A 26,026-nucleotide genomic window follows, 5' to 3' on the forward strand; every position below is an offset into this window, starting at 1 on the left:
ACTCCTGCCGGAACGGAAAAGAGGACGAAGTTATGGCAAAGAGCAGCGGATTTAAGCTGATCGCAAACAATAAAAAGGCATATTTTGATTTCTTCATCGATGACAAATTTGAGTGCGGTATCGCGCTTGCGGGAACCGAGGTAAAATCTCTCAGGATGGGAAAATGCAGCATCAAGGAATCTTTTGTGCGGATCACGAACGATGAGGTCATGATCTACGGCATGCACATCAGCCCGTACGAAAAGGGAAATATCTTTAATAAAGATCCGCTCCGCGAGCGGAAACTCCTGATGCACCGCTATGAGATCAACAAGCTGAAGGGAAAGATCCAGGAAAAAGGATACACGCTGGTCCCGCTTCAGGTGTACTTTAAGGGAAGTCTCGTAAAGGTTGAGATCGGCCTGGCGAGAGGTAAGAAATTGTACGACAAACGTGCGGATATCGCGAAAAAGGACCAGAGAAGAGAGCTTGAGAAAGAGTTTAAGGTGAAAAACCTGTATTAATAGCGGAGAAAATTGTTGTAAAGAGACCTCAGTCCGGAAAGAGATGATCTATCAGGTGCATTTTGGAGCAAACTACGAGACCGAGGAATACGGCTGGACAACAAATCTCGAGAAGGTGAAAAAGCAGATCGACTGGCAGTTAAAAGAATTTCCGGGGATACGATGGCGGCGGACCACTACGCGACACTGGAAAAACATGCTTCCGACTGTATCTCCTGCGGTCACTGCGATAAGCGCTGTCCGTTCCATGTCGTACAGACGGGAAGAATGAAGGAGATCGCGGCGTATTTTGGAAAATAGGCGGAAAGCTCTGCAATGGAAAAGTGGCAGAGGATCCGGAATCTGAAATGACAGAAAATAAAAATGATGAAAAGAGAACTGAGCCTGCCGGGGCAAGGTTCTCTTTTTTAATTTACGCGAACAACGAGCCAAAGTCCGCGCTTGCGCGAGATCTTGGCGACTGTCGCGATAACAAGGGGAAACTCGCGAAACGTGTTTTCACTTGTTTACGCGAACAACGAGCCAAAGTCCGCGCTTGCGCGAGACGCCCGAATGTGACAAGGCACATTCTTTTCATATCGAAGAACATGACTTTACAGCAACATGCCGGTACTACCAATTCTGACAATCTAAAACATATGTCGAAACTGCACAAAAAAAGCAGAAATACGAAACATAATTATACAAAATCACAGGATTTCACAAACTATCGCAGTTTTGTCCACTGTTAAATTTTTCTGCGCACCGCTATAATAAAAGTACAAAATGAGTCGTGAGAAAAACAAAATGACCCAATCAGATGAAGGAGGAATAGTTTTATGAGAAAACGTACTTTGTCATTGGCACTTGCAGTTTCCATGGCAGCGATGTCCCTCGCAGGATGCGGCGGCGGTGGAACCACAACGGCAACCACAGCGGCGGCAGGCGGTGAGACAGCGGCAGCCGGAAGTGAAGCGGCAACGGAGGCAGCGAAAACGGACGATGCTGATCTTTCCGATGTAGAAAAGATCATCAAGGAAGCCGAAGGAATGTCGATGGAAGAGCTTGCAAAGAAAGCCATCGAGGAGTCCAACGGAAAGACCTTCTACGGTGTCGGAAACTCCAGCCGTGGTAAGAGCGCACTCCCGTTATTCATCGAATACCTGCAGTCGATCGACCCGTCCTACAATATGGAATATGAGTGGCAGCAGCCGAAGAACAACAAGATCTTTGAGCAGCTGACCGCAGATTCCTTAAAGACCGAGGGAACTTTCGCGATGACCCTGATCCAGGACGGCAACCAGATCCAGACGAAGATGGTAGAGCCGGGAATCTTAAAGACTTATATCCCGAAGGAATGGGCAGAGGCAAACGGGACCACACCGGATGCATATGAAGGATTCCTTCCGTTGCAGACCTTAAACAAGGTATTCATGTACAACAGCACCGGAAGCGCAGAGTACAATAACTGCTGGGATTTCGTGGCAGAAGGCGTTCATCCGTTATACATGGATATCGATTCCGAGATCGTCGGAAAGAACTTCTTATACATGCTGACAGAAGATAAGTATGCGGGATGGTTAAAAGATGCTTACGATGCTCTCGATGATACAAAGAAAGCATACTTCAAGCCGGTCATCGACGAGATGGCAGCAGATGCCGAGGATCTTGGACTTGGCGAGAACGGCGCATACGCACTTGCATGGATCAAGCTCTGGGTTGAAAATTACAACGAGCAGACAGATGATGGTCCGATCTGCAACACACTTGTATCTGATTCCGCAACGGATCAGGCTGGCCTTTTAGTTTACTCCAAACTTCGTTCCGTTGAAGAGTCCGCAGGCGTTTCCTTAAACAACATTAAGGTTGCTGCTTACCAGGACGGATATAAAGGAATCGGTGGCTTTGGTTACTGCCATTACCTTTTCGTTACAAACAACAGCCCGCTTCCGTGGACTGCATGCGCATTCATCCAGTACATGACATGCACAGAGGACGGCTTCTCCGCATGGGGCAAAGATATGGGCGGCTACTCCGCTAACCCGGAAGTTGCAGCAGCGATCGAGGAAACTTATCATCACAGCAAGGGCGGCTACAACGAGGCCGGCGAAGATGTATATCCGTGTAAAGATGACCGTGGATATGACTGGTGGACAACTGACGGCGAGTTAGTTCTGGAAGATCCGGACTACTGCGCATCCGTTTCCTTCACAGTCGGAAGCTGGATCGAACTTCTCACGAAGTACAGTGACTCTGCTAAGTAAATCTGACTGACACTTGAGAGGGTGCCGTACATGCGTGCGGCGCCCTCGTGTTACATATGGCATCTGCCGTAACAAACGGCATCCATGTTTTAGGAAAGGAGCGGACATTTCTGTGAATGGATATAACCGGGTAAAAACATATTTTTCAAAACCGCAGAACATCATCCTTCTCCTGTTCGGCATCGTACTGACTTTCTCCACTGTTGCACCGATCGTTGCGATCGTAAAGGATACGATCACGATCCATCCGGGAACCATCGACGCCCACCTCGCGGGAAAAGCGTCCGGTTACACGCTGGTCAACTATGTGGACCTCTTTACAAGCCGTCTGGCGAAGACAAACCTCTGGAAGCCGCTGTGGAATACGATCCTCTTAGCAGTATTTACCTGCACGATCTCCATCATTTACGGCGGAACCTTCGCATTTTTAGTAACAAGAACAAACCTGAAATTCAAAAAATATTTAAGCTCTATTTTCATTTTTCCGTACATCATGCCGCAGTGGACACTCGCCGTTGTATGGCAGAACGTGTTCAACAGCAACGCGGTTGTCGGAACATCAAACGGACTTCTTGCATCTCTTGCGGGGATCTGTATGCCGAAATGGTGGTGTCAGGGGCTGTTCCCGAGTTCCGTTGTCTTAGGACTCCATTATGCGCCGTTCGCCTATATCCTGATCGGCGGTATTTTCCGGAATATGGATGCGAACCTTGAGGAGGCAGCGACGATCCTTGATACACCGAAGCTCAAGACGATGTTCCGGATCACGCTCCCGATGGTAAAACCGGCGATCCTCTCGACGATCCTTCTTGTATTCGGAAGTTCGATGGGAAGCTACCCGGTACCGCATTACTTAGGTCTTACAACGCTTTCCACAAAGTATATCTCCTTAAACTCCAAGTACACAGGTGAGGCGAGTATCCTGGCGATCATCATGATGATCTTCGGAGTCGCGATCCTCACGATGAACCAGGTGAGCTTAAAGAGCCGGAAAAATTATACGACAGTCACCGGTAAATCGGGACAGCTGTCAAAGATGAACCTTGGAAAAGTCGGAAAATATGCGATCGGTATCGTGATGATCGTCCTGACATTCTTTACAAGTATCTTCCCGATCTTCTCCTTCGCACTTGAGACCTTCCTTCCGAACCCGGGCGATTACAGCTTCCTCTATACAGGAGATCTGAGCAACCTGACGACGAAGTGGTGGATCACAAAGGAGAATATCACCGAGAACGGTATGTACGGACAGCACGGCATCCTCTACAACAATACGATCTGGCATGCATTTGCAGGAACCTTGCTCGTCGCTGTCTGCTGTGCCCTGCTTGCCGGAACGATCGGTACCCTGATCGGATATGCGGTCGCGAAGAACCGCAGAAGCCGGTGGGCGAGCTATGTAAATGGTGTGGCATTTCTTCCGTACCTGATGCCGTCCATCGCAGTCGGTGCAGCGTTCTTCATCCTGTTTTCGAATGAACATATCAACCTCTTTAATACATATACGCTGCTGATCATCGCAGGTACGATCAAGTACATCCCGTTTGCGAGCCGGAGCGCGCTGAACTCCATGCTGCAGATCAGCAATGAGATCGAGGAGGCGGCGATCATCCAGGATATCCCATGGACGAAACGAATGTTCCGGATCATCATCCCGATCCAGAAGTCAGCGATCATCAGCGGATACATGCTCCCGTTCATGACATGTCTCCGTGAGCTGTCCCTGTTCCTGCTCTTATGTACGCAGGGCTTTATCCTCTCGACAACGCTCGATTACTTCGACGAGATGGGACTTTACGCGTTCTCGAGTGCGATCAACCTGATCCTGATCGTTACGATCCTGATCTTCAATACATTAGTCAATAAGCTGACAGGTGCAAGCCTTGACGATGGAATAGGAGGAAACTAATATGCCGGAAATCACATTGAGAAATATCACAAAACGCTGGGGGAAATTTTACGGGGTCGATCATCTGAACCTGGATATCGCGGATAACTCCTTCATCACACTGCTTGGACCTTCCGGATGCGGAAAGACGACGATCCTCCGTATGATCGCAGGACTTGAAACGCCGACGACCGGTCAGATCAAGATCGGGGACAAGGTGGTCTTTGACAGTGAGGCGGGGATCAACATTCCTGCCAATAAGCGAAAAGTCGGTTTCCTGTTCCAGAACTACGCACTGTGGCCGAACATGACCGTCTACCAGAACATTTCCTTCGGTCTCAGCAATATCAAGGAGGAACTCCCGAAATATGATTTTGATGCCATGACGACCGGGGAACTGATCCGGGCTTTAAAGAGCGGAAAGAAGATCAAAGAGCTCGTGGAAGAGTGCCGCGATAAGCGCGGAAAACTCGACACGGATAAGGTATATCTGAAGTTTATCGACGCGTTCATCCTCTCGATCTATACAGCAAAAATCCTCTACGGATACGGGATCCAGGATGCAGCGGATCCGGATGCGGCTGCGAAGGCGAAGGCGGAGGAGCTGAAAAAGAAACTGGACGGGATCAGAAAATCCTATGAAGCAAAAGGACAGTCCCTGAATGACGAATATGCGATCGTATCCGGCGGAAAAGTCCTCACCGAGGAGAGAAAACTCACAAAAGAGGAGATCGATAAATCCGTCCGCAGAGTCTCCCGGATCGTAAAGATCGGGATGTTCATGAACCGCTACCCGGCAGAGCTTTCCGGCGGCCAGCAGCAGCGTGTCGCGATCGCGAGAACGCTTGCCCCGGAGCCGTCCGTGCTCTTCATGGATGAGCCGCTGTCCAACCTGGATGCGAAGCTCCGTCTTGAGATGAGATACGAGCTGCAGAGACTCCATGTGGAGACGGGAAGCACCTTTGTCTATGTCACACATGACCAGATGGAGGCGATGACGCTGGCGACGAAGATCTGTCTGATCAACAACGGGGTCCTTCAGCAGTATGACGCACCTCTTGATGTATACAACAGACCGGCGAACCTCTTTGTTGCGGACTTCGTCGGAAATCCGTCGATCAACTTTGTGGAGGCGAAAGGAAAGGAACAGGCGGACGGAAGCTTCCGCTTTACGATCCTGGATGACCTCGAGGCGACTTTCCGGCCGAATGGGCCGATCGATATGGATGCCTGGTTCAGAAAGCGTGATCGGGATGCGGCGGACCTGGAAGCCCAGCGGCTGGAGATGTTAAAGGATAAGAAGGCTGTCGAGAAGAGCAATAAGGATGAGGTATTTAAATATCATATCGCGAAGGTCGATGAATCCGACTATGCGGTTGAGGAAGAGCCGGAGATCACCAACGAGGATTTTGTCCTTGCGATCCGGCCGGAAGCATTAAAGCTTTCGAAAGACGGTTCTGTCGCATCTACGATCTACGGAGCGATGCCGACCGGTATGGAGTCGACCGTGAAGTTAAAGATAGGAAAGTACCTCCTGACAGGCGTGATCTTCGGAGGCGTTACCTTTAAGCTCGGCGAGGAGACAGGTGTGGACATCGCAGGTACGGATATCCTGCTGTTTGACAGGAAGTCCGGGAAGGCGATCGCGGCTGGAAGTCTCAGCGTGAAAGGGTGAAAAGCTGGTATTGGATTTATAAAATTGAATGATGAGTAGAGGAGTGCGGCAGATCTGTGAGTGGGTCTGCCGCACCTTTTTGCGTATGCAGCCGGTCGCGTTGCACAGCGCCGTTGTGAGAGGTTGACGTTACTTTTCACGGGTAGGAATTTTCTGAACTGAAAATTCCGTATGATACCGTTATGGCCGCGGATTTTGCCGATTTGGAATGCGAAGCATCGGCAAAATCCTGTTACAGTGCGCGGGCATGGAGTGCCCGTGCACTGTAACAGGCTGGCAGTTCAGGGATGGTTGTGGGGATTAAAGCGTTGCATGGGAGGGAAAAGTCTGGTAAGATGGAACGAAGGAGAAAAATCGAAAGAAACCAAAGAAAAGAAAGGTGGAACCGAAAGAGCGTTTTCTTGCGGTAGGAGCATTCCTGTAATTCATTAAAAGCGCCAATTGAATAAAAAAGAACCTCAAGGTATGATTGAGTTGCATCTTGGCGGATGTAAACAAAACAATCAACACCGGAGGTTCCAAATGAATTATACACAAAATGAGAAGATTGAGCAAGTGACAGATACAACAATGGTTGTCGGAGTCGATATCGGAAGCCAGACACATTATGCCAGGGCATTTGATAATCGAAGCCGTGAGCTCACGAAGAGAGTTTTTTCTTTTCAGAATGACATCGAAGGATTTAATTCCTTCAATATTTGGGCGGAAACGCTTAAGAAGGAGAACGGTAAGACCGATGTTCTGATCGGCTGTGAGCCGACCGGTCATTACTGGTTCGCATTTGCGAAGTATGTAAAGGACCACCGGAAAACACTGGTAATGGTCAACCCATTCTCCGTAAAAAAGATCAAGGAACTTGATGACAACAGTCCGAAGAAAACGGATTCAAAAGATCCGAAAACGATCGCAAAACTGGTGGTGGATGGACGATATTCGATTCCATACATGCCAGAAGGCATTTATGCCGAAATAAGAGACTTGGTATACAGCCGTGACAGGATCATGAAGCAACACAACATATCTGCAAACAGGATCCAGAGATGGCTTGCAATACACTTTCCAGAGTATCTGGGATTATATACAAAGTTTGATACGACAAGCGGCCTGGCGGTGCTTGAGAGGGCACCATTGCCAAAAGATATCATCGCGCTTGGAATCGATGGGATCCGGAAGATCTGGCACGATAAGAAGATCCGTGGCAGAGGAGTTACCGAAGATAGGGCAAAGACCCTGGTGGAAGCTGCCCACAACAGTGTTGGTCTTGACGGAGGGATCGGAAGTAAGAGTGAATTGTATATGCTGCTTGAAGAACATCGTTTATGGAGTTCCCAATTAGAAGCCATAAATAAAGTGCTGGAAGAGGTGATTCTGAAAGTACGGAACGTGGAGAAGTTACTCGCCATTAAAGGAGTAGGAAGTATAACGATCGCAGGATTTATTGCTGAGGTAGGTGATATCAGACGCTTCAGTTCACCGAAACAGATCCAGAAGTATGCAGGATTAGAGCTGGTAGAAAACAGCTCTGGAAAGCATAAGGGAAGGTCAAGAATCAGCAAACGCGGGCGAAGAAAACTCAGAAAGATCCTATATCAGGTGATGATCCCATTGCTTGCGAGAAACGAAGAGTTTCGGAAGATCTATGATTATTATGTAACCCGAGTACAGAACCCGCTGAAACGGAGACAGGCAATGGTCGCTGTGAGCTGTAAGCTGATCCGTGTATTTTACGCGGTGCTTACAAAAGGAGTGGATTACGACAGAATTAAGATGATGTCGGATATCCACCATGAAAGCGACGTAATAGCCGCTTAAGCCGGAAGTACTGTGAACAGGAAAGCGTCCGCCATCAATGGTGCTGTGAAACAGGAATGCAAAAATATATAAGACAAAGTAGAGCCAGTAGCTGCGTTGACATTTTTTATAGGGCAGAGACCCTGTTGTAGGAGCATAAGCAGCACCCGACTATGGATAAGCAGAACGAAGGAATTTAGGACCTGGCAGAGGCTGGAGATCCTGGTAGACATGAGAGGTTAGTTACTGTAGATGGATTTGGGAGACAAGAGGACCTTCATAGAGAAAAACAAAGGCGTTTTCTTTGTTGTACCCAAAATCACCAGAAATGGACTCGGAGAAGTCGCTTCATATCCAGAGAACTCTACTTTGAATATATATGGAATCTATTGACCGTTCAACAAAGTCAGTAAAAACAAGGCTTTTTGTTGAATATACACTAAAAAGAATAGAGAGTATATTATGAGAAAAGAAACAGCAGCAGGCTGGCTGACGGCAATTCTGACTTGTGTCTTGCTTACAGGCTGCGGAAGTCAGGCAGCCGGGGCAGCGAGAACGGCGGCAGCCATTGAAAGTCAGGCCGGGAGTACGGAAGAGATAGCTGATCATTCTGAAGAAAAGGCGGAAAAACCGCGCGTGGTCCTGCAGCAGGAGGAGATGGGAAAAGAGACAGAACGGTCGGAGAGCGAAGCAGGAACAGAGCCGGAACCTGAGACGGATACGCCGGATCCTTACGCGGATCTTTTAAAGGATCCGGAAGTGATGGCGGCAAATAAGACCTATGCGAAGGAGACAGCAGAGCCCGGAAAGACGCGGATCGTCTTTGCGGGTGATATCCTGTTTGACTCCCACTATGCGATCATGGCATCGCTTTTAAAGCGCGGACAGGGAATCGAAGGCGGGATCTCCGCGGATCTTCTCTCCATCATGCGGGACGCAGATATTTTTATGGTAAACAACGAGTTCCCGTACACGAACCGCGGGACGCCGACGGCCGGAAAAAAGTTTACCTTCCGGGCGGATCCGAAGTATGCGTCCTGGCTGTTTGACATGGGCGCAGATCTTGTGTCGCTCGCGAACAACCACGCGTATGATTACGGGGAGGTGTCCCTGACGGACACGCTCGATACGCTGGAGTCCATCGGAATGCCGTATGTCGGAGCCGGGAGAAACCTCGAGGAAGCGGTCAGACCGGTTTCTTTTATCGCAAACGGGAAGAAATTTACGTTCATCTCCGCGACACAGATCGAACGGCTGAATCCGCCGGATACGAAAGGGGCGACGGAGACATCCCCGGGCGTGTTCCGGTGTCTCGATATCACAAAACTCCTGGAAGTGATCGGGGAGGCAAGAGCGGACAGTGACTATGTGATCGTGTACATCCACTGGGGGACCGAAGGAACTGACAAGCTGGACCACTGGCAGACGGAACAGGCTGCGCAGATCGCGGCAGCAGGCGTAGATCTCATCATCGGGGATCACCCGCATGTGCTGCAGCCGATCGGGTATGTGGGGGAAGTTCCGGTCGTGTACAGCCTCGGAAATTACCTCTTTAACTCAAAGAGTCTCGACACCTGCCTCGTCGAGGCGGTGTTTGGAACGGAGGGACTGGAGTCCCTGCAGTTTATCCCGGCAAAGCAGGAAAACTGCCGCGTCACGAAGGCGGAAGGAGCGGAGAAGGATCGGATTCTCGCGTATATGAGGGAGATCTCCCCGGAAACTTTAATCGATGACAACGGGGTTATCACTGCCAGATAGGACGTTGCTTTTTTGAGGGAAAGATCAGGAGAATCATGAAAATGCTCTGCTGAAAATACAGACCGCAGCAGAGACTCGGAAAACGCATGGGATTGCAGACAGAAGATGTGTCGGAATCCCATGCATTTTTTATCAATAATACTGCAGATTGCAGTGCGTTCCAATAAGCAGCGGGGTGCTTGATGATCAATGGAGAACGGACTGTCTGAATCTGCAGCCCGACTGATAAAGAAGAACGGATCGAGGATTCTTTTAGAAAAAATTCATAGGAAATTTATTTTTTTCATAAATATTCAACAAAAGGTTGCAAATGAAAAACTTTACCGCTATAATATATTAAAAAAATAAAGAGCTGCCTAATCAATACGGCAGTGGAAAGAAGGGGTCACCTATGAGTGAGAACAGTTCCGCAAAGAAAAGCCTCCTTGATCGTATTCTGGATGCGATTGAGCGTGCCGGAAACAAACTTCCGGACCCGATCACGATGTTCCTTGGACTGGCGATCATTGTCACGATCATTTCAGCGATCTGCAGTGCAGCCGGTGTCTCCGCGGTAAACCCGGCGGATGGATCAACGATCGAGGTGTTTAACCTCCTGTCCCTCGATGGAATTCGTTATCTCTGGACGAATGTCATCACAAACTTCTCCGGCTTTGCACCGCTCGGCATGGTGCTTGTCGCTGTCATCGGTTCTTCCGTTGCAGAGAAGAGTGGTTTCCTCGTTGCCGTCATGGTCAATTTCCTTGGCAAGGCAAAAGGATGGATCGTCACCATGGTCATCATGTTCCTCGGAATCAACTTAAATATTGCCGGTGATGCAGGCTTTATCGTACTGCCGCCGCTTGCAGCGATCCTGTACATGTCCATCGGACGTCATCCGCTTCTCGGAATGTACACCGCATTCGCATCGGTTGCAGCCGGTTTCTGTGCGAACATTCTTCTCGGTCTTTCCGATGCACTTGCATACGGATTCACAGAGCAGGCAGCACAGATGATCGATCCGAACTATCAGCAGTCCATCGCGATCAACTGGTATTTCCTGATCGTCTCCTGCATACTTCTTACGATCGTGGGTACGATCCTGGTTGAGAAAGTTCTTCTTCACCGTTTCCCGGTTTCAAAAGAAGAACTTGCCAAATACGATTTTGATGAAGATAATTCCAACATCACACCGATCCAGAAAAAGGGAATTGCAGCAGCAGGTCTTTCCGTTCTGATCTATGCGGCTGTCATAGTCTTCATGTGCCTGCCGATCTTCGGCGGACGTGCGATCCTCGCTGATGAGAACGGATCCATCACAAGCGGTGCATCCCCGTTCTCAAAAGGTATTGTCTTTACGGTTACCTTATTCCTCATGATCCCGGGTATCGTCTACGGTATTGTGATCGGAAAGTATAAGAGCGACAAAGATGTCTGGGCAGATATTAGCCAGGGCTTTGCCGAGATGGGAAACTACGTATTCATGTGCTTCTTCATCTCCATCTTTACAAACTTCTTCTCCGTATCAAAACTCGGAACTGTCCTTGCGATCAAGGGAGCAAACCTTTTAAGCACGATCGGATTTACAGGAATCCCGCTGCTTCTTGGCCTGATCTTCCTGTCCTGTATCGTCAACATCTTTATTGGATCTGCTTCTGCAAAATGGGCGATCCTTGCACCGGTATTTATCCCGATGATGATGTTAATGGGCTTCGATCCGGCGATCACACAGGTCGTTTATCGAATCGGCGATTCCATCACAAACCCGCTGTCTCCGTTATTTACATACCTTCCGGTCATTCTGGGCTTTGCTCACAAGTATGACGAGAAGGTTGGTCTCGGAACTGTCATCGCGAACATGCTTCCGTTCTCGGTAACATTCGCGATTGCATGGATCCTTCAGGTTGTGATCTGGGTTCTCTTAAACCTTCCGCTTGGACCTGGAGGAGCGATCTATCTGTAGAAACAAACGGAAATGTTTGAGCAGATAAAAGAACTATAGTAAAAAAGAGCACCGCATGAGATGGCAGTTATGCCGTGCAGTGCTCTTTTTACTTGCTAAGAAAGGAGCATTTATGAATTTTGCAAAAAGAGCAGAGGAAACAGAGAGTGCGATCATAAAAGACCGCCACTTCCTCCATGAACATGCCGAGCTTTCTTTCGAGGAGAAAGAGACAACGGCATATCTCGTCTCAGAACTTGAAAAAATGGGGATCCCGGTGCAGACATTCCCGGATTATACGGGCTGCATCGCGACCATAAAAGGAGAAAAAGGAGACGGACCAACGATCCTGCTCCGTGCGGACATCGATGCACTCCCGATCATGGAGGAGAGCGGAGTCGATTTTGCGAGCAGGACTCCGGGTGTGATGCATGCCTGTGGCCATGACTGCCACGCGTCGATACTTTTAGGGGCGGCGAGACTCTTAAAGGAGCAGGAAAAGGAATTAAAGGGAACTGTAAAACTCCTGTTTCAGGCGGCGGAAGAGGCGTTTATCGGAAGCCATTACTATGTGGATCACGGATATCTGGAAGGGATCGACGCGGCGATGGGAATGCATGTGTGGCCGACAGGCCCTGCCGGACAGGTCCTTATCAAAGATGGAGAGCTGATGGCAAGCTGTGACAACTTTAAAATTACGGTCCACGGCATTTCGACCCACGGCTCCATGCCGCATCTCGGAAAGGACGCGATCGTCGCGGCGAGCTCGATCCTGCTCGGACTCCAGCACATTGTGAGCCGTGTGAATGATCCGTTGAATTCGCTGGTCGTTTCGGTCGGAAAGGTCTCCGCGGGAACCCAGTTCAACATCATCACGGACACCGCTGTCATGGAAGGAACTGTCCGATGTTACGTGAAGGAGACACGGGCGATGGTCGAGGAGACCATGAGAAGGATCGTGACGGATATCGCAGCTGCGGAAGGATGCACGGCGGAGCTCGAATATTCCTATCTGGAGCCGTCGGTTGTGAACGGGGATCCGGAGCTTACGAAGATCGCCAGGGAGGCTGCGGAAAAGCTCTACGGACCGGGTGCATGGGCTGAGGCGAAGAAGGCAGGCGGAAGTGAGGACTTCTCCTATGTGATGGATCATATCCCGTCTTCCATGTTCGCATTTTTAGGCTGCTATGATGAGAACGACAAGGACATCTATCCGCTCCACAACGGAAAATTCAGAGTCAACGAGAAGATCCTGAAAAAGGGAGCTGCGTTCTACGCGCAGTTTGCCGCAGATTATCTGGAGAAAAAGGGAGGAGAAGAGCGATGAGAGTACAGGAACTTGCAAAAGAACAGGAAGCATATGTGATCGCGTGCCGCCGCCATCTCCATGAACATCCGGAACTCAGCACGCAGGAAGTTGAGACGACAAAGTTCATCAAATCGGAGCTTGAGAAGATGGGAATCCCGGTACAGGAATTCGACGGGATCACCGGCTGCGTCGGAACGATCGAGGGGATGATGCCGGGAAAGACCGTGATGCTGCGCGCGGACATCGATGCGCTCCCGATCCAGGAAAATCCGGGGAAATCATACTGCAGCAAAAATCCGGGCGTGATGCATGCCTGCGGTCATGACTGCCACACGGCGATGCTGCTCGGAGCTGCGAAGATCTTAAGTGCAAACCGTGATAAAATTCACGGGACCGTGAAGCTGATCTTCCAGATGGCGGAGGAGATCGGAAGAAAATCGGAGGAATATGTAAAACGCGGGGCGTTGGAAGGCGTGGATGCGATCTTCGGAATGCATATCTGGGCGACGATGCCGACCGGAACCGTAAACTTTGAATCCGGCGAGCGGATGGCGTGCAGCGACCGCTTTACGATAAAGATCCATGGTCAGAAAGCACACGGAAGTGCCCCGAATCTCGGAAAAGACGCGATCCTGGCGGCGGCTGCGGCGATCCAGGTCCTCCAGACGATCCCGAGCAGGATCAATGACCCGTTCAATGCACTCGTCGTCTCCGTTGGAATGTTCCACGGGGGAACAAAGGAGAACATCATTGCGGATGAGGCGGAGCTTGTCGGAACGGTGAGAGCCTTCAACCGGGAATTCCGGAACGGAATGCCGGAGCTGATCAAAAAGGTCGTGGAGCCGACGGTCGAAGGATATGGATGTACAGCGGAGTTTGACTACTATTTCGGACCGAGCCCGCTGATCAATGATGATGAAGAGCTCGTGAAGACAGCGAGACGCGCGGCAGCGGAGGAGATGGGCGAGGAAGCACTCATCCCGTTAAAGAAGATGACAGGGGCCGAGGATTTCAGCGTCTACACGGAACATGTCCCGGGCGTGTTCGGCTATCTCGGCTGCAGAAATGAGGAAAAAGGCGTCACAGCACCGCATCATCATCCGGCGTTCGATGTGGACGAGGATGTTCTGTTCCACGGCACAGGGATCTATGCGCAGTTTGCATTAGACTATTTGGAATAACCTTTTGCCAATTTTCCTGTTTACAGAAAAAATATCCTATGTTATAATACGCTCTAGACGTTTCCTGTACCAGTCTGCCCTTTTGGAGCTCGCCGGTGCGGAAAAGAATAGAAACAGTATACGAAAAGGATGGAACTGATATGGCAACATTACTTGAGACATGGAGAAACCTCGCTTACGGCGACGGTCTCGATGATAAAAAGAAAGAAGAACTCTGGACAAACTATTTTACGATCGAGAAAGGCATCTACGAGAAGATCCTCTCCAACCCGACAGAGGTTGTTGAGGGAACTGTAAAAGAGCTTGCTGAGAAGTATGGCACAGAAGTTCTCATTATGACCGGTTTCCTCGATGGAATCAACGAGAGCTTAAAGGGATATGAGAACCCGATCGACACAATGACAGAAGATACTGTTGTTAAGATCGAGATCGATCCGGAGAAGCTTTACTACAATATGGTAGAGGCAAAGGCTTCCTGGCTCTATGAGCTTCCGCAGTGGACAGAGATCCTCTCTGCTGAGACAAGAACCGAGCTCTACAAGAAGCAGAAAGCTTCCGGAACCGTACGCCGCCAGGGCCACAAGATCTACCCGAACGATCCGTGTCCGTGCGGAAGCGGAAAGAAGTACAAAAAGTGCTGCGGCCGCAACGCATAAGATGAAACGTAAGCCATTACCTATTGCGGGTAGTGGCTTTTTCATTACTGTACACGGGCAGAAATTTTCTGAACAGAAAATTCTATGTGATACAGTTGTGACCGCGGATTGATAAGGAGAAAAAACAATGCAGGCATATACAGGATTTGCCGCTGTCTATGATACGTTCATGGACAATATCCCATATGAAGAGTGGTGTGAGTATCTCACAGGACTTTTAAAAGAGCAGGGAGTTTCAGAAGGACTGCTCCTGGATCTCGGCTGCGGGACTGGAAGTCTCACGGAGCTTCTGGCAAAGTCCGGCTACGATATGATCGGAGTCGATAATTCCGAAGAAATGCTGGAACTTGCCCTGGAAAAGAAGGAAAAATCCGGAAACGATATCCTTTATCTCTGTCAGGATATGAGGGAATTTGAGCTTTACGGCACGGTGGCGGCGGTCGTCTCCATCTGCGACTGTATGAATTATATTCTGGAGCCGGAGGATCTGACGGAGGTGTTCCGCCTGGTCAACAACTATCTCGATCCGGGCGGAGTCTTTATCTTTGATCTGAATACCGAGTACAAATACCGGGAGATCATGGGTGACAGTACGATCGCCGAGGACCGGGACGATTCCAGCTTTATCTGGGACAACCAGTATGAAGAAGAGGAAAAGATCAATATCTACGACCTGTCGATCTTCGTCCGGGAAGAGGGAGATCTTTTCCGGAAATATCATGAAACACACTACCAGCGGGCGTATTCCCTGGAGGAAGTGAAACGCGCGATCAGTGAGGCAGGCATGGAATTTGTTGCCGTTTACGACGCGTTTACGAAAAATCCGCCGCGAAAAGACAGCGAGCGTGTTTATGTGATCGCGAGAGAACATGGAAAAGAAAGGAAATAGAGCATGAATGATTATATGATCCGTGCGACGGCTGCGGACGGACAGATCCGCGCCTTTGCCGCAACGACAAAAGAGATGGTGGAAACCGCGAAGAATGCCCACAATACAAGCCCGATCGCGACGGCTGCCCTGGGACGTCTCATGACGGCGGCTGCCATGATGGGATCCGACTTAAAGGGGGAAGGAGAACTCCTGACACTTCGGATCGAGGGAGACGGCCCGATCGGAGGACTTTTAGTGACTGCTGACGGAAAGGGCGATGTAAAGGGATACGCGTTCAATCCGGATGTCATGCTGCCGCCGAATGCGCAGGGAAAGCTTGATGTCGGCGGTTCCCTGGGACTCGGCGTCCTGAGTGTGATCAAGGATATCGGTTTAAAAGAGCCGTATGTGGGACAGACACAGCTCATCACGGGTGAGATCGCGGAAGATCTGACTTACTATTTTGCAACATCCGAGCAGGTTCCGTCCTCCGTCGCTCTCGGAGTCCTGATGAACAAAGACAATACCGTCCGTCAGGCCGGCGGCTTTATCATCCAGCTTCTTCCGGGCGCATCCGATGAGATCATCGACCGCCTTGAGGCAAAACTTTCCGAAATTTCCTCCATCACATCCCTTCTCGATGCAGGAAAGACTCCGGAGGAGATCCTGACAGATATTCTCGGGGAGTTCGGACTTGAGATCTTAAAGAAGATGCCGGTGCAGTTCCACTGCGACTGTGAGCGCTCCAGAGTGGAGAAGGCGATCATCAGCATCGGAAGAAAAGAGATCCAGGATATGATCGATGAGGGAAAAGAAATCGAGGTCAACTGCCAGTTCTGCAACAAACATTATAAATTCTCTGTGGATGAACTGGGTGAGATGTTAAAAAAGGCGACAAGAGAGTAACTGAGGATCCGCCGCGGGCAGACCTCTGCAAAAATATGGATCTTTGTCGGATCGCACACCAGAAGATGGAGCGGTCCGGAAGATAAGGAAATAAAAATATGAGTTCTGTTAAGTTAAATGATGAGGAAAAACGGCTGCTTTGCAATGCATGGCATCATTTTCTGACGATCACGCACCACAAGCTGGTTGTCATGGAAGGATGTTTTAAGGTGGGGCTGTTTAAACAGGGACTGCTCCATGACCTGTCAAAATATTCCTGGGAGGAATTTCGGACAGGAGTAAAGTATTATCAGGGAACGAGAAGCCCGAATGCTGCGGAGAAGGAAGAGAAAGGATATTCCTCCGCATGGCTTCATCACAAAGGAAGAAACAAGCATCATTTTGAGTACTGGACTGACGTGTCCACAGCGGAAAACAACTGGAAGATCGTCGGAGTGAAGATGCCGGTGAATTATCTGGCAGAGATGGTCATGGACCGGATCGCCGCATCTAAGATCTATCAGGGAAAGAATTACACGGACGCGGCGCCGTATACCTATTTCTCCAGAAACAAGGAATTTATCGTCATGCATCCGGAGACGAAGGCATGTCTCGATAAGATCCTTCTGATGTTAAAGGAAAAGGGCGAGAGAAAAACGTTCGCATATATCAGAAAACTTCTGAGAGACGGGGGTTATTAGAGAAACAGATGTGCAGGCAAAACGACAGCAGCGGGAAGAGAGAAGGATCTCACAGGCGGCTGCTGTCATCATTGTCATGCCGGTTTCCGGAAAATGACGATCGTGGGCGGGATCTGTGTTCATGTGCGGTCATTTCAGAAATGAAAAGATTTCATGGATGTAGTGATTCAGTTTTTCGGCATCGGAAAAACAGTCTTCCCGGACTTCAAAAAATCCTGTTTTATCTTTGCAGGAAGTTTTAAATTCCGGTTCCCAGATATCCGCGGGCTGAGGGAGAAAGACGCTGTCTTTTTTCGTATAGCAGGTCTCCTTCGTTGCCTTGATCCGGGCGTCCTTGTCGACAAACTCGCCGACGCTCTTATGGATCGCAGTGTCCTCGTAGATCAGATAGTAGTAGTCTTTATAGTTCGGATAGTAATATTTCAATGTGCCCTTGTAGACCCGGATGGAAAGCTCCATCCGGTCTTTGTCTGCCCGGAAAGCGTAGGCGGGGACAGAGGCACTCACCGGGGCCGGAAGGATCGTTTCCGAATCGCCGGCCAGGGAGAGGAGAAGCCGGTCCGTCTCACCGGAAGCTTCCCTCACAGAGCTCAGTGTGAAATCCTGAGCGAAAAAGTCCGGATAGAAGAGGACTGGGAGAAGTGACGGCATTCCTTTTAAGTCATCCTCGTTGTGGAGGAGAAGAAGGCGCTTTTCTTCCTCATCCTGGGTCTTCAGATAGTTCAGATAGACTTCGATCAGCTCGCCGCCGTTATAGAGATCCTCGCGGCTGATCTTTAAAAACCGCTCGATGGTCTTTTGCTTCATGTCAGGCAGACCGAGGAGTTTTTTGAATGGTTTGATCCGGCGGAAGATATCGATGCTTTCCACGCAGTCAAACGTGGGAGTGAGCTTTAATGTGCCGGCGCGCTTTGTGACAAAGGGGATATCGAACATGTCCCCGTTGAAATGGACGAGCGTGCGGAAATTCTTTAAAAATTCAAAAAATGCATTGAGGACATCGGCCTCGGCAGTTTTTGTGTCGGCAAACCACTGGATAAAGCGGAGCTGATCTCCTTCCGGCCAGATACAGCCGATGAGATACACCGTGTTGTAGTCAGCGGAGAATCCCGTGGTCTCGATGTCAAAAAAGACGAGTTTTTCCGGGTCGCCGAGGCGCTCTAACGGGTAGGCGATGGTGCCGGGAAATGTTTTTTCTATTGTGATCATACGTTTTTCCTGTAGTGTTTATGTTCGGTGTCTGCGTTTTCTGATTATACCTGTGGGCTTTTGGAAAGTCAATGAAGCATCGATAAAATAAAATCGAAAATATGTTCGATTCCGCCGGCGGTTTTGCTTGCACTTAAATGGCGGCTATGGTATGATTACGACATGCATTATGATTAAGGAGGTTCATCCAGTGATTTCATATATACGCGGTCCTCTGGAGGAAAAGAGGGAAGATTCCGTCGTTGTCGAGGCGGGAAATATCGGCTACCGGATCTTTATTCCGTCGTCGGTTCTCGGGGAACTGCCGGGACTTGGGGAGGAAGTAAAGATCTATACCTATTTTTCTGTGCGCGAGGACGGAATGAGCCTCTATGGATTTCTCTCGAAACAGGATCTTGAGATGTTCCGCCAGCTGATCGGGGTGAACGGAGTGGGACCGAAGAGTGCGCTCGGGATCTTATCTGCCCTGAAGCCGGATGTCCTGCGGATGGCGGTGCTCTCCGGCGATGCGAAGGCGATCTCAAAGGCACCCGGTGTCGGAGCAAAGACGGCCCAGAGGATCATTCTTGACCTCAAGGACAAGGTAAAAGCGGAGGACGTCCTGTTTGCCGGGGTGGAACCGGAAGAGACAGGAAAGATGGAATTCTCCGGAATGGCGGAAGCCGGAAAAGAGGCAGTGGAGGCACTCACGGCACTCGGATATTCCGCATCCGAGGCACAGACGGCCGTGAAGAAAGTGACGATCACGGAAACGATGACTTCCGAGGATGTGTTAAAGGGTGCGCTGAAACATCTTGCGTTTTTATGATACCGCAGCGTATGAGGCAATTCGGTATCAGAGGAGCAGAAACTAAGACAGGATAGGAAATATTATGAGCCGGAAAATCATTACGACCGAAGAGACGGAAGAAGATAAGAAAATAGATGGGACTCTGCGCCCGCAATATTTAAAAGATTATATCGGTCAGGAGAAGATCAAATCTACATTGAAGATTTTCATCGATGCGGCGAAGAGCCGCGGGGAGGCGCTCGATCATGTGCTTTTCTATGGTCCTCCGGGACTCGGAAAGACAACGCTCTGCGGGATCATCGCGAACGAGATGGGCGTGAATCTGAAAGTGACCTCCGGTCCCGCGATCGAGAAACCGGGGGAGATGGCCGCGATCTTAAATAATCTCCAGGAAGGCGATGTCCTGTTTGTGGATGAGATCCACAGACTGAACCGCCAGGTGGAGGAAGTATTATATCCCGCGATGGAGGATTTTGCCATCGATATCATGCTGGGAAAAGATTCCTCGGCCCGCTCGATCCGGCTGGATCTTCCAAAATTTACGCTGGTGGGCGCAACGACGAGGGCAGGACTTTTGACAGCCCCGCTCCGTGACCGTTTCGGCGTGATCCAGCGGCTGGAATTTTATACGCCGGAGGAACTCTGTGTGATCGTAAAGCGCTCCGCGAAGGTTCTCGGCGTTGAGATCGATGAGGAGGGCGCGTTTGAGATCGCCAGAAGATCCAGAGGAACTCCGAGACTGGCAAACCGCCTCTTAAAGAGAGTGCGCGACTTTGCCCAGGTAAAATATGACGGCGCGATCACAAGAGATGTGGCGGACTTTGCCCTCGATATCCTGGATGTCGATAAACTCGGTCTCGACAATAATGACAGGACCTTGCTCCTCACGCTGATCCAGAAATTCTCCGGCGGTCCGGTGGGACTGGAGACGTTAGCAGCGTCGATCGGGGAGGATTCCGGGACGTTAGAAGACGTATATGAGCCGTATCTTCTGATGAACGGGCTCATCATGCGCACTCCGAGAGGAAGAATGGCGACAGATCTCGCCTACAGACATCTCGGACTTGAGGCGGCAAAAGAATGAAAAAATATGACAGCTGTGAGAACATGAAACAGTTACCAGTTAAGATAGATCTTTTCGCTGGCCGGAAGGCAGAAGAACGGTCATGCGGGGAGAAAAGTGAGGAATATTGGAATGGAAGAGAAGAATTATACAGAAGTACTGATCAATGGAAACGTCTATACACTGGGCGGAGCGGAAGACCCGGAATATCTGCAGAAAGTGGCTGCCTATATCAATGAAAAGGTTGCCGTATTAAAGGCGCAGCCGGGTTTTACAAGACAGAACAAAGATTATCAGGAAGTCATGATCTACTTAAATCTTGCGGATGATTATTTTAAGACGCTTCAGGAAGCGATGATGCTGCGCGCCCAGAAGGATGAGATGGAGAAAGAGATCTACAGCCTGAAACATGAGCTGATCAGCCTTCAGATGAAGCAGGAGGCTGCCAAGAAAGAGGACTAGCCGGGGAAAATACGGGTTGTCCCCGGGAATGTGACTGTAAATATGTGCGGATCTGCAGCCGCTGGATGTTGGCGGCAGGCGGATCCGGATATGTAGAAGGAGAGGACATGAAAAATAGAATGGTTGAGATCCTCGCACCGGCCGGCTCCTACGAGAGTATGGTGGCAGCGGTGAACGCGGGAGCGGACGCAGTCTACATCGGCGGAAGCCGGTTTGGCGCGCGTGCTTATGCGAACAACCTGGATGAGGAGACGATGGTAAAGGCGATCGATTTTATGCACCTTCACGGATGCAGGATCTATATGACAGTCAATACTCTCGTCAAAGAAAAAGAAATGTGGGATCTGTATTCCTATCTGAAACCATATTACGAGGCGGGGCTGGACGCTGTCCTGGTCCAGGACATGGGCGCACTCACCTATATCCGGAAACACTTTCCGGATCTGCCGGTGCATATCAGTACCCAGATGACCGTGACGGGAAAGTACAGCGCGAGGGACTTAAAGTCGTTAGGCGCTGTCCGCGTGGTCCCGGCGAGAGAGCTTTCACTGAAGGAGATCCGCGAGATCTATGATGATACAGGGCTTGAGGTGGAGACGTTCGTCCACGGGGCGCTCTGCTACTGCTATTCCGGCCAGTGCCTGTTTTCAAGCCTGATCGGCGGGCGCAGCGGAAACAGAGGGCGTTGTGCCCAGACCTGCCGTCTGCCTTTTGACGCGGAGCAGAATGGAAAATATGTCAATAAAAAGAACGAGAAGTATCTTTTAAGCTTAAAGGACCTCTGCACCCTGGATCTGATCCCGGATATCCTGGAAGCAGGAGTCTGTTCCTTAAAGATCGAGGGACGGATGAAGAGCCCGCGCTATACGGCCGGTGTCGTGAGCATTTACCGGAAATATGTGGACCTCTATTTAAAAGAGGGCCGCGCCGGGTACCATGTAGACCAGGCGGACCGTGACGCCCTGCTCGCCCTTTTTGACCGCGGCGGGCAGTCACAGGGCTATTACAGAGCCCACAATGGCCGGGATATGGTAGTCCTGAAAGAAAAACCGGAATACCGCGACGTGAACCAGGAGCTTTTCGACTATCTGGACCGCACCTATGTAAATACGGAGAAGAAGATCCCGGTGACGGGAAATGCGTATATCGCGGTTGGAAACGCGGGATATTTTTCTGTGTCAGATGAGGCCGGGAATACGGCCTGGGAGGAATCCCAGCCTGCTGAGGAGGCAAAGAATGCCCCGATGGACGCGGAGCGCATCCGGAAACAGCTCTCAAAGACGGGAGATTCCATGTTCACCTTCACAGATCTCTCCGTGGAGTGCGAGGGAAATGTGTTCATGCCGGTACAGGCGTTAAATAAGATGCGTCGGGATGTCCTGGAAAAACTTAAGGAAGAGATCCTTTCCGGATATCGGAGAAACAGCTCAGTTCCTCCGACAAAGGAAGAGGAGACGCTTCCTGTAAGGAAACCGTCGGAAAAGATCCCGGAATTTACTGCGTTTGTCCAGACAAAGGCACAGTTCGAGACAGTTCTCGGGAAGTTCAAGATGTACCGGAAATTATCCGCGGGAGAATACGGGATCTATCTGGCGTCGGAGAGCTTTGATGCCCAGGAGTGGAAAAAACTTGCGGACCGCTGCCATGAGGCCGGAGTGAGATGTTATCTGATGATGCCGAGAATCTTCCGGAAAGAGGCGGAGCAGTATTTTAGAAAGCAGATGGATCTTTTAAAGAACGCCGGTTTTGACGCTCTCGGGATCGGATCAATGGAAGAACCGGGATTCCTTAAGGAAGCCGGGGTCGGGCTGCCGCTCTTTTTTGACCAGGGAATGTATTCCTGGAACCACCTGGCCGGGGAGGCGATGGAGCGGTACGGGGCAGACCGTCTGACCGTTCCTGTGGAGTTGAATGAGCGGGAGATCCGGGATTCCGGGATCCACGGAGAGATGATCGTATACGGCTATCTGCCGATGATGATCTCCGCACAGTGTATCAGGAAGACGACGCTCGGATGTTCCGGAAAACCGGAGATCATGTGGCTGAAGGACCGCAAAGAGATGCGTTTCCCGGTGGTGAATCAGTGCCGTTTTTGTTATAACACGATCTACAACTCGGCTCCGCTTTCTCTTCTTGGACTTTCGGCTTCGGTGGAAGGACTCGGACCGAAGGCGCTCCGCCTGAACTTTACGGTAGAGGAACCGGCGGTTGCGGGCGAGATCCTGGACGCGTTTTTCGAGGAGTACGCTCTGGGAGAAAAGGCAGCAGAACCGTCTGTTTTGAAAAATCAGTTTACGCGCGGACATTTTAAGCGCGGAGTAGAGTAGGTGATAATTTTTGACGAATCTGATCATACAAATATCGAGATACCTGATGATCCTTCTCATTGCCCTGGATACCTATTACAATTTCCGTTTCTTTTCTGTGCGGGATGAGGAGGGAAAAGACCGCGTCTGCGGGCGTCAGCTCGTGTGCCTGTTTATGCTTCACTTTCTGGCGAATGTCCTGATCTGGCTGAATACGGGATCTGTGACGATGCTGGCCTTTTATGGGGCGCAGGTGCTGTTTTTCCTGCTGTATATCTATCTGACCCGCCTGTTTTACCGGAATAGCTCTAGGCTTCTCGTCAACAATATGTGCACGCTCCTGGCAACGGGATTTATTATCCTGACAAGACTGAATCCCGACCGGGCGATGCGTCAGTTTGCGATCGTTGCGGTGGCAGCAGTCGTGACATGGATCATCCCGTTCATCATCGACCGGGTGTGGCAGCTTGTCACGTTTCCGTGGGTCTACGGGATCCTGGGGCTTGTGCTCCTCGCCGTGGTGTGCGTGATCGGAAATACTTCCTACGGAGCCCAGCTCTCCCTGACGTTCGGGGGATTTACGGTGCAGCCATCCGAGTTTGTAAAGATCAGCTTTGTATTCTTTGTGGCTGCCATGTTCTACCAGTCGACAGACCGGGACACGATCATTAAGACGACCGTTGTTGCGGCGGTCCATGTTCTGGTCCTGGTGCTCTCGAAGGACCTGGGAAGTGCGCTGATCTTTTTCGTGGCCTATATGACGATGCTCTTTGTCGCGACATCCAGTTATCTGTGGTTCGGTGCAGGCATCGCAGGCGGATCCGTTGCAGCGGTCGCGGCTTACTACCTTTTCCCGCATGTGAGAAGACGTGTGGAGGCCTGGGCGGATCCGTGGTCTGATATCGCGAACAAGGGCTACCAGGTTGCCCAGGCGCTGTTCGCGATCGGAACAGGCGGCTGGTTCGGAATGGGATTATACCGCGGAATGCCGGAGAAGATCCCGGTGGTGGACAAGGATTTTGTCTTTGCAGCGATCTCCGAGGAGATGGGAGCGCTCTATGCGCTCTGTGTTCTGTTTTTGTGCCTTGGCTGCTATATGCAGTTCATGATGATCGCGATGAAGATGCAGGCGATGTTCTACAAACTGATTGCATTCGGGCTTGGAAGCGTCTATATCACACAGGTGTTCCTGACGATCGGCGGTGTGACAAAGTTTATCCCGTCGACGGGTGTGACGCTTCCGCTTGTGAGCTACGGCGGAAGTTCCATCGTCTCCACATTTATCATATTCCAGGTCATTCAGGGACTCTACGTCTTAAAACGCGGAGAAGAAGAGGAGGAGGAACATTCAAGTGAAGAAGAGTAAACCGAATCCGAAAGCAAACCGGAATATCCTCTGGTTTGTGTATGCAGCAGTATTTTTATTTCTGGCGATGGGGATCTATCTGGGATACTTTCTCGTTGTGAAGAGCGATACGGTGATCGACAATCCTTACAATGCCAGAGCGACGATCTTCGAGGACCGGGTCACCCGCGGAAAGATCCTTGCCGATGACGGGACCGTGCTCGCGAGGACCGTGACAGCGACCGGTTCTGACGGGACAGAGACCCGTGAGTACCCATACGGCAGTCTGTTTGCCCATGTGGTGGGATATTCGACGGTGGGAAAGACCGGGATCGAGTCGCTGGCAAACTTTGACCTCCTGCGGTCCCATACAAACCTGATCGAGCAGACGGCGGATGAGATCATGGGGAGAAAGAGCGTCGGTGACAATGTGGTGACAACCTTAAATGTGAATCTGCAGCAGATCGCCTCGGACGCACTCGGAAAGAACCGGGGAGCGGTCATTGCCATCGAGCCGGATACCGGAAAGATCCTCTGCATGGTGTCAAAACCGTCGTTCGATCCGAACACGGTGGCGGCAAACTGGCAGGATCTTGTAAACGGGGACAGCACGGAGGCAAAAATGTTGAACCGTGTGACCCAGGGACTTTACCCGCCGGGCTCCACCTTCAAAATCGTTACGGCCCTGGAGTATATGAGAGAGCACCCGGGCACATACAATGACTATCACTTTGACTGCAGCGGGATCTTTTCCTTTGAGAATAATAAGATCCAGTGCTACCACAAGACGGCTCATGGGTCCCAGGACTTTACGCAGGCGTTTGCAAACTCCTGCAACGGAGCGTTCGCGAACCTCGGCACAGAGCTTGATCTGACAAGCTACCGGAATCTTGCGGAGCAGCTGCTGTTTAACCGGAGTCTGCCGCTCGACATTCCGTACAGCAGGAGCACCTTCAAGATGCAGCCGGACGCAGAGACATGGGAAGTCCTGCAGACAAGTATCGGACAGGGACAGACACTGATGTCCCCGATGCATAACCTCCTGATCACTGCAGCGATCGCGAACGGCGGGATTCTGATGAAACCGTATCTGATGGATCATGTGGAAAATTCCGGCGGCGATGTGATCCGGAAGTTTTCCCCGTCAGTAGCGGGAGAACTGATGGTACCGAACGAGGCGGACGCCTTAAAGAATCTGATGGTACAGGTTGTCAACGTCGGAACAGGATCCGCCCTGAAGCGGGATTCCTACCAGGTGGCAGGAAAGACAGGATCTGCGGAAGTCGACAAGGCAAAAGAGACCCACGCCTGGTTTGTAGGCTTTGCTCCGGCGGATGATCCGAAGATCGCAGTCTGCGTGATCGTCGAGGAAGGCGGTTCCGGCGGACACACTGCGGCTCCGATCGCGGCGAAATTGTTTGACGCGTGGCTGCAGTAAAGGAAAGAAATGTTACAGTATCATACGGAAT

The 26,026-nt window shown here is 50.5% G+C and carries 21 protein-coding genes; 20 read left to right on the forward strand and 1 reads right to left on the reverse strand.

The features are described 5' to 3' along the window. Positions 1-32 precede the first annotated feature (32 nt). From smpB to FN001_RS16615, 14 genes are all read left to right on the forward strand, one after another. A complete protein-coding gene (gene smpB, locus FN001_RS16550; RefSeq protein ID WP_118297114.1) occupies positions 33-503 on the forward strand; it encodes an SsrA-binding protein SmpB in 471 nt (156 codons plus the stop codon). A gap of 162 nt (positions 504-665) precedes the next feature. Further along, positions 666-803: a 4Fe-4S dicluster domain-containing protein gene (locus tag FN001_RS16555; RefSeq protein WP_118606514.1), complete on the forward strand. Its 138-nt coding sequence runs from the start codon at positions 666-668 to the stop codon at positions 801-803. A 518-nt stretch (positions 804-1,321) separates the two neighbouring features. Next, on the forward strand, positions 1,322-2,746 hold the full coding sequence (locus FN001_RS16560; protein WP_142412574.1) for a hypothetical protein: 1,425 nt from the start codon (positions 1,322-1,324) through the stop codon (positions 2,744-2,746). Positions 2,747-2,858: 112 nt separating this feature from the next. Beyond that, positions 2,859-4,655, forward strand: coding sequence for an ABC transporter permease (locus tag FN001_RS16565; RefSeq protein WP_243021210.1), 1,797 nt, complete (start codon positions 2,859-2,861; stop codon positions 4,653-4,655). A 1-nt stretch (position 4,656) separates the two neighbouring features. Next, the gene (locus tag FN001_RS16570) at positions 4,657-6,309 is read left to right on the forward strand and encodes an ABC transporter ATP-binding protein (protein WP_142412575.1); all 1,653 of its coding nucleotides are present in this window, start codon (positions 4,657-4,659) and stop codon (positions 6,307-6,309) included. 522 nt (positions 6,310-6,831) lie between these two features. Next, complete coding sequence (locus FN001_RS16575) at positions 6,832-8,121, forward strand: IS110 family RNA-guided transposase (RefSeq protein ID WP_142412576.1); 1,290 nt, start codon at positions 6,832-6,834, stop codon at positions 8,119-8,121. 441 nt (positions 8,122-8,562) lie between these two features. Continuing rightward, entirely contained in the window at positions 8,563-9,858 is a 1,296-nt protein-coding gene (locus tag FN001_RS16580) for a CapA family protein (RefSeq protein ID WP_142412577.1), read from the forward strand. Between the two features lie 391 nt (positions 9,859-10,249). After that, positions 10,250-11,800 (forward strand): AbgT family transporter, encoded by a 1,551-nt coding sequence (locus FN001_RS16585; RefSeq protein ID WP_142412578.1) that lies wholly within the window; start codon positions 10,250-10,252, stop codon positions 11,798-11,800. A gap of 112 nt (positions 11,801-11,912) precedes the next feature. Beyond that, positions 11,913-13,106: a M20 metallopeptidase family protein gene (locus tag FN001_RS16590; protein WP_142412579.1), complete on the forward strand. Its 1,194-nt coding sequence runs from the start codon at positions 11,913-11,915 to the stop codon at positions 13,104-13,106. Beyond that, positions 13,103-14,269 (forward strand): amidohydrolase, encoded by a 1,167-nt coding sequence (locus FN001_RS16595; RefSeq protein WP_142412580.1) that lies wholly within the window; start codon positions 13,103-13,105, stop codon positions 14,267-14,269. The genes FN001_RS16590 and FN001_RS16595 overlap by 4 nt, the downstream gene beginning before the upstream one ends. A gap of 140 nt (positions 14,270-14,409) precedes the next feature. Further along, positions 14,410-14,925, forward strand: a complete 516-nt coding sequence (locus tag FN001_RS16600) for an SEC-C metal-binding domain-containing protein (RefSeq protein ID WP_021904246.1) — start codon at positions 14,410-14,412, stop codon at positions 14,923-14,925. 127 nt (positions 14,926-15,052) lie between these two features. Further along, positions 15,053-15,814, forward strand: coding sequence for a class I SAM-dependent DNA methyltransferase (locus FN001_RS16605; protein ID WP_021904247.1), 762 nt, complete (start codon positions 15,053-15,055; stop codon positions 15,812-15,814). Between the two features lie 3 nt (positions 15,815-15,817). Next, on the forward strand, positions 15,818-16,702 hold the full coding sequence (hslO, locus tag FN001_RS16610; RefSeq protein ID WP_142412581.1) for an Hsp33 family molecular chaperone HslO: 885 nt from the start codon (positions 15,818-15,820) through the stop codon (positions 16,700-16,702). A gap of 98 nt (positions 16,703-16,800) precedes the next feature. Continuing rightward, a complete protein-coding gene (locus tag FN001_RS16615; protein WP_142412582.1) occupies positions 16,801-17,382 on the forward strand; it encodes a DUF5662 family protein in 582 nt (193 codons plus the stop codon). Positions 17,383-17,511: 129 nt separating this feature from the next. Here FN001_RS16615 and FN001_RS16620 read toward each other — a convergent pair whose 3' ends face one another. Beyond that, complete coding sequence (locus FN001_RS16620; RefSeq protein ID WP_142412583.1) at positions 17,512-18,591, reverse strand: ribonuclease H-like domain-containing protein; 1,080 nt, start codon at positions 18,589-18,591, stop codon at positions 17,512-17,514. Positions 18,592-18,781: 190 nt separating this feature from the next. Here FN001_RS16620 and ruvA point away from each other — a divergent pair, with 190 nt between their 5' ends. The 6 genes from ruvA (at position 18,782) to FN001_RS16650 (ending at position 25,995) form a co-directional block, all read left to right on the forward strand. Beyond that, positions 18,782-19,399, forward strand: a complete 618-nt coding sequence (gene ruvA / locus FN001_RS16625; protein ID WP_118531669.1) for a Holliday junction branch migration protein RuvA — start codon at positions 18,782-18,784, stop codon at positions 19,397-19,399. A gap of 64 nt (positions 19,400-19,463) precedes the next feature. Continuing rightward, the gene (ruvB, locus tag FN001_RS16630; RefSeq protein WP_142412584.1) at positions 19,464-20,465 is read left to right on the forward strand and encodes a Holliday junction branch migration DNA helicase RuvB; all 1,002 of its coding nucleotides are present in this window, start codon (positions 19,464-19,466) and stop codon (positions 20,463-20,465) included. Between the two features lie 111 nt (positions 20,466-20,576). Next, complete coding sequence (locus tag FN001_RS16635) at positions 20,577-20,906, forward strand: cell division protein ZapA (protein ID WP_142412585.1); 330 nt, start codon at positions 20,577-20,579, stop codon at positions 20,904-20,906. A gap of 107 nt (positions 20,907-21,013) precedes the next feature. After that, positions 21,014-23,233, forward strand: a complete 2,220-nt coding sequence (locus FN001_RS16640) for a U32 family peptidase (protein WP_142412586.1) — start codon at positions 21,014-21,016, stop codon at positions 23,231-23,233. Between the two features lie 10 nt (positions 23,234-23,243). Continuing rightward, entirely contained in the window at positions 23,244-24,578 is a 1,335-nt protein-coding gene (locus tag FN001_RS16645; protein WP_118320953.1) for an FtsW/RodA/SpoVE family cell cycle protein, read from the forward strand. Beyond that, positions 24,565-25,995, forward strand: a complete 1,431-nt coding sequence (locus FN001_RS16650; protein ID WP_243122061.1) for a peptidoglycan D,D-transpeptidase FtsI family protein — start codon at positions 24,565-24,567, stop codon at positions 25,993-25,995. The genes FN001_RS16645 and FN001_RS16650 overlap by 14 nt, the downstream gene beginning before the upstream one ends. The last annotated feature ends 31 nt before the right edge of the window (positions 25,996-26,026 follow it).

It is taken from the genome of Clostridium sp. Marseille-P7770, from assembly GCF_902143525.1.
Taxonomy (GTDB): Bacteria; Bacillota; Clostridia; order Lachnospirales; family Lachnospiraceae; genus Pilosibacter.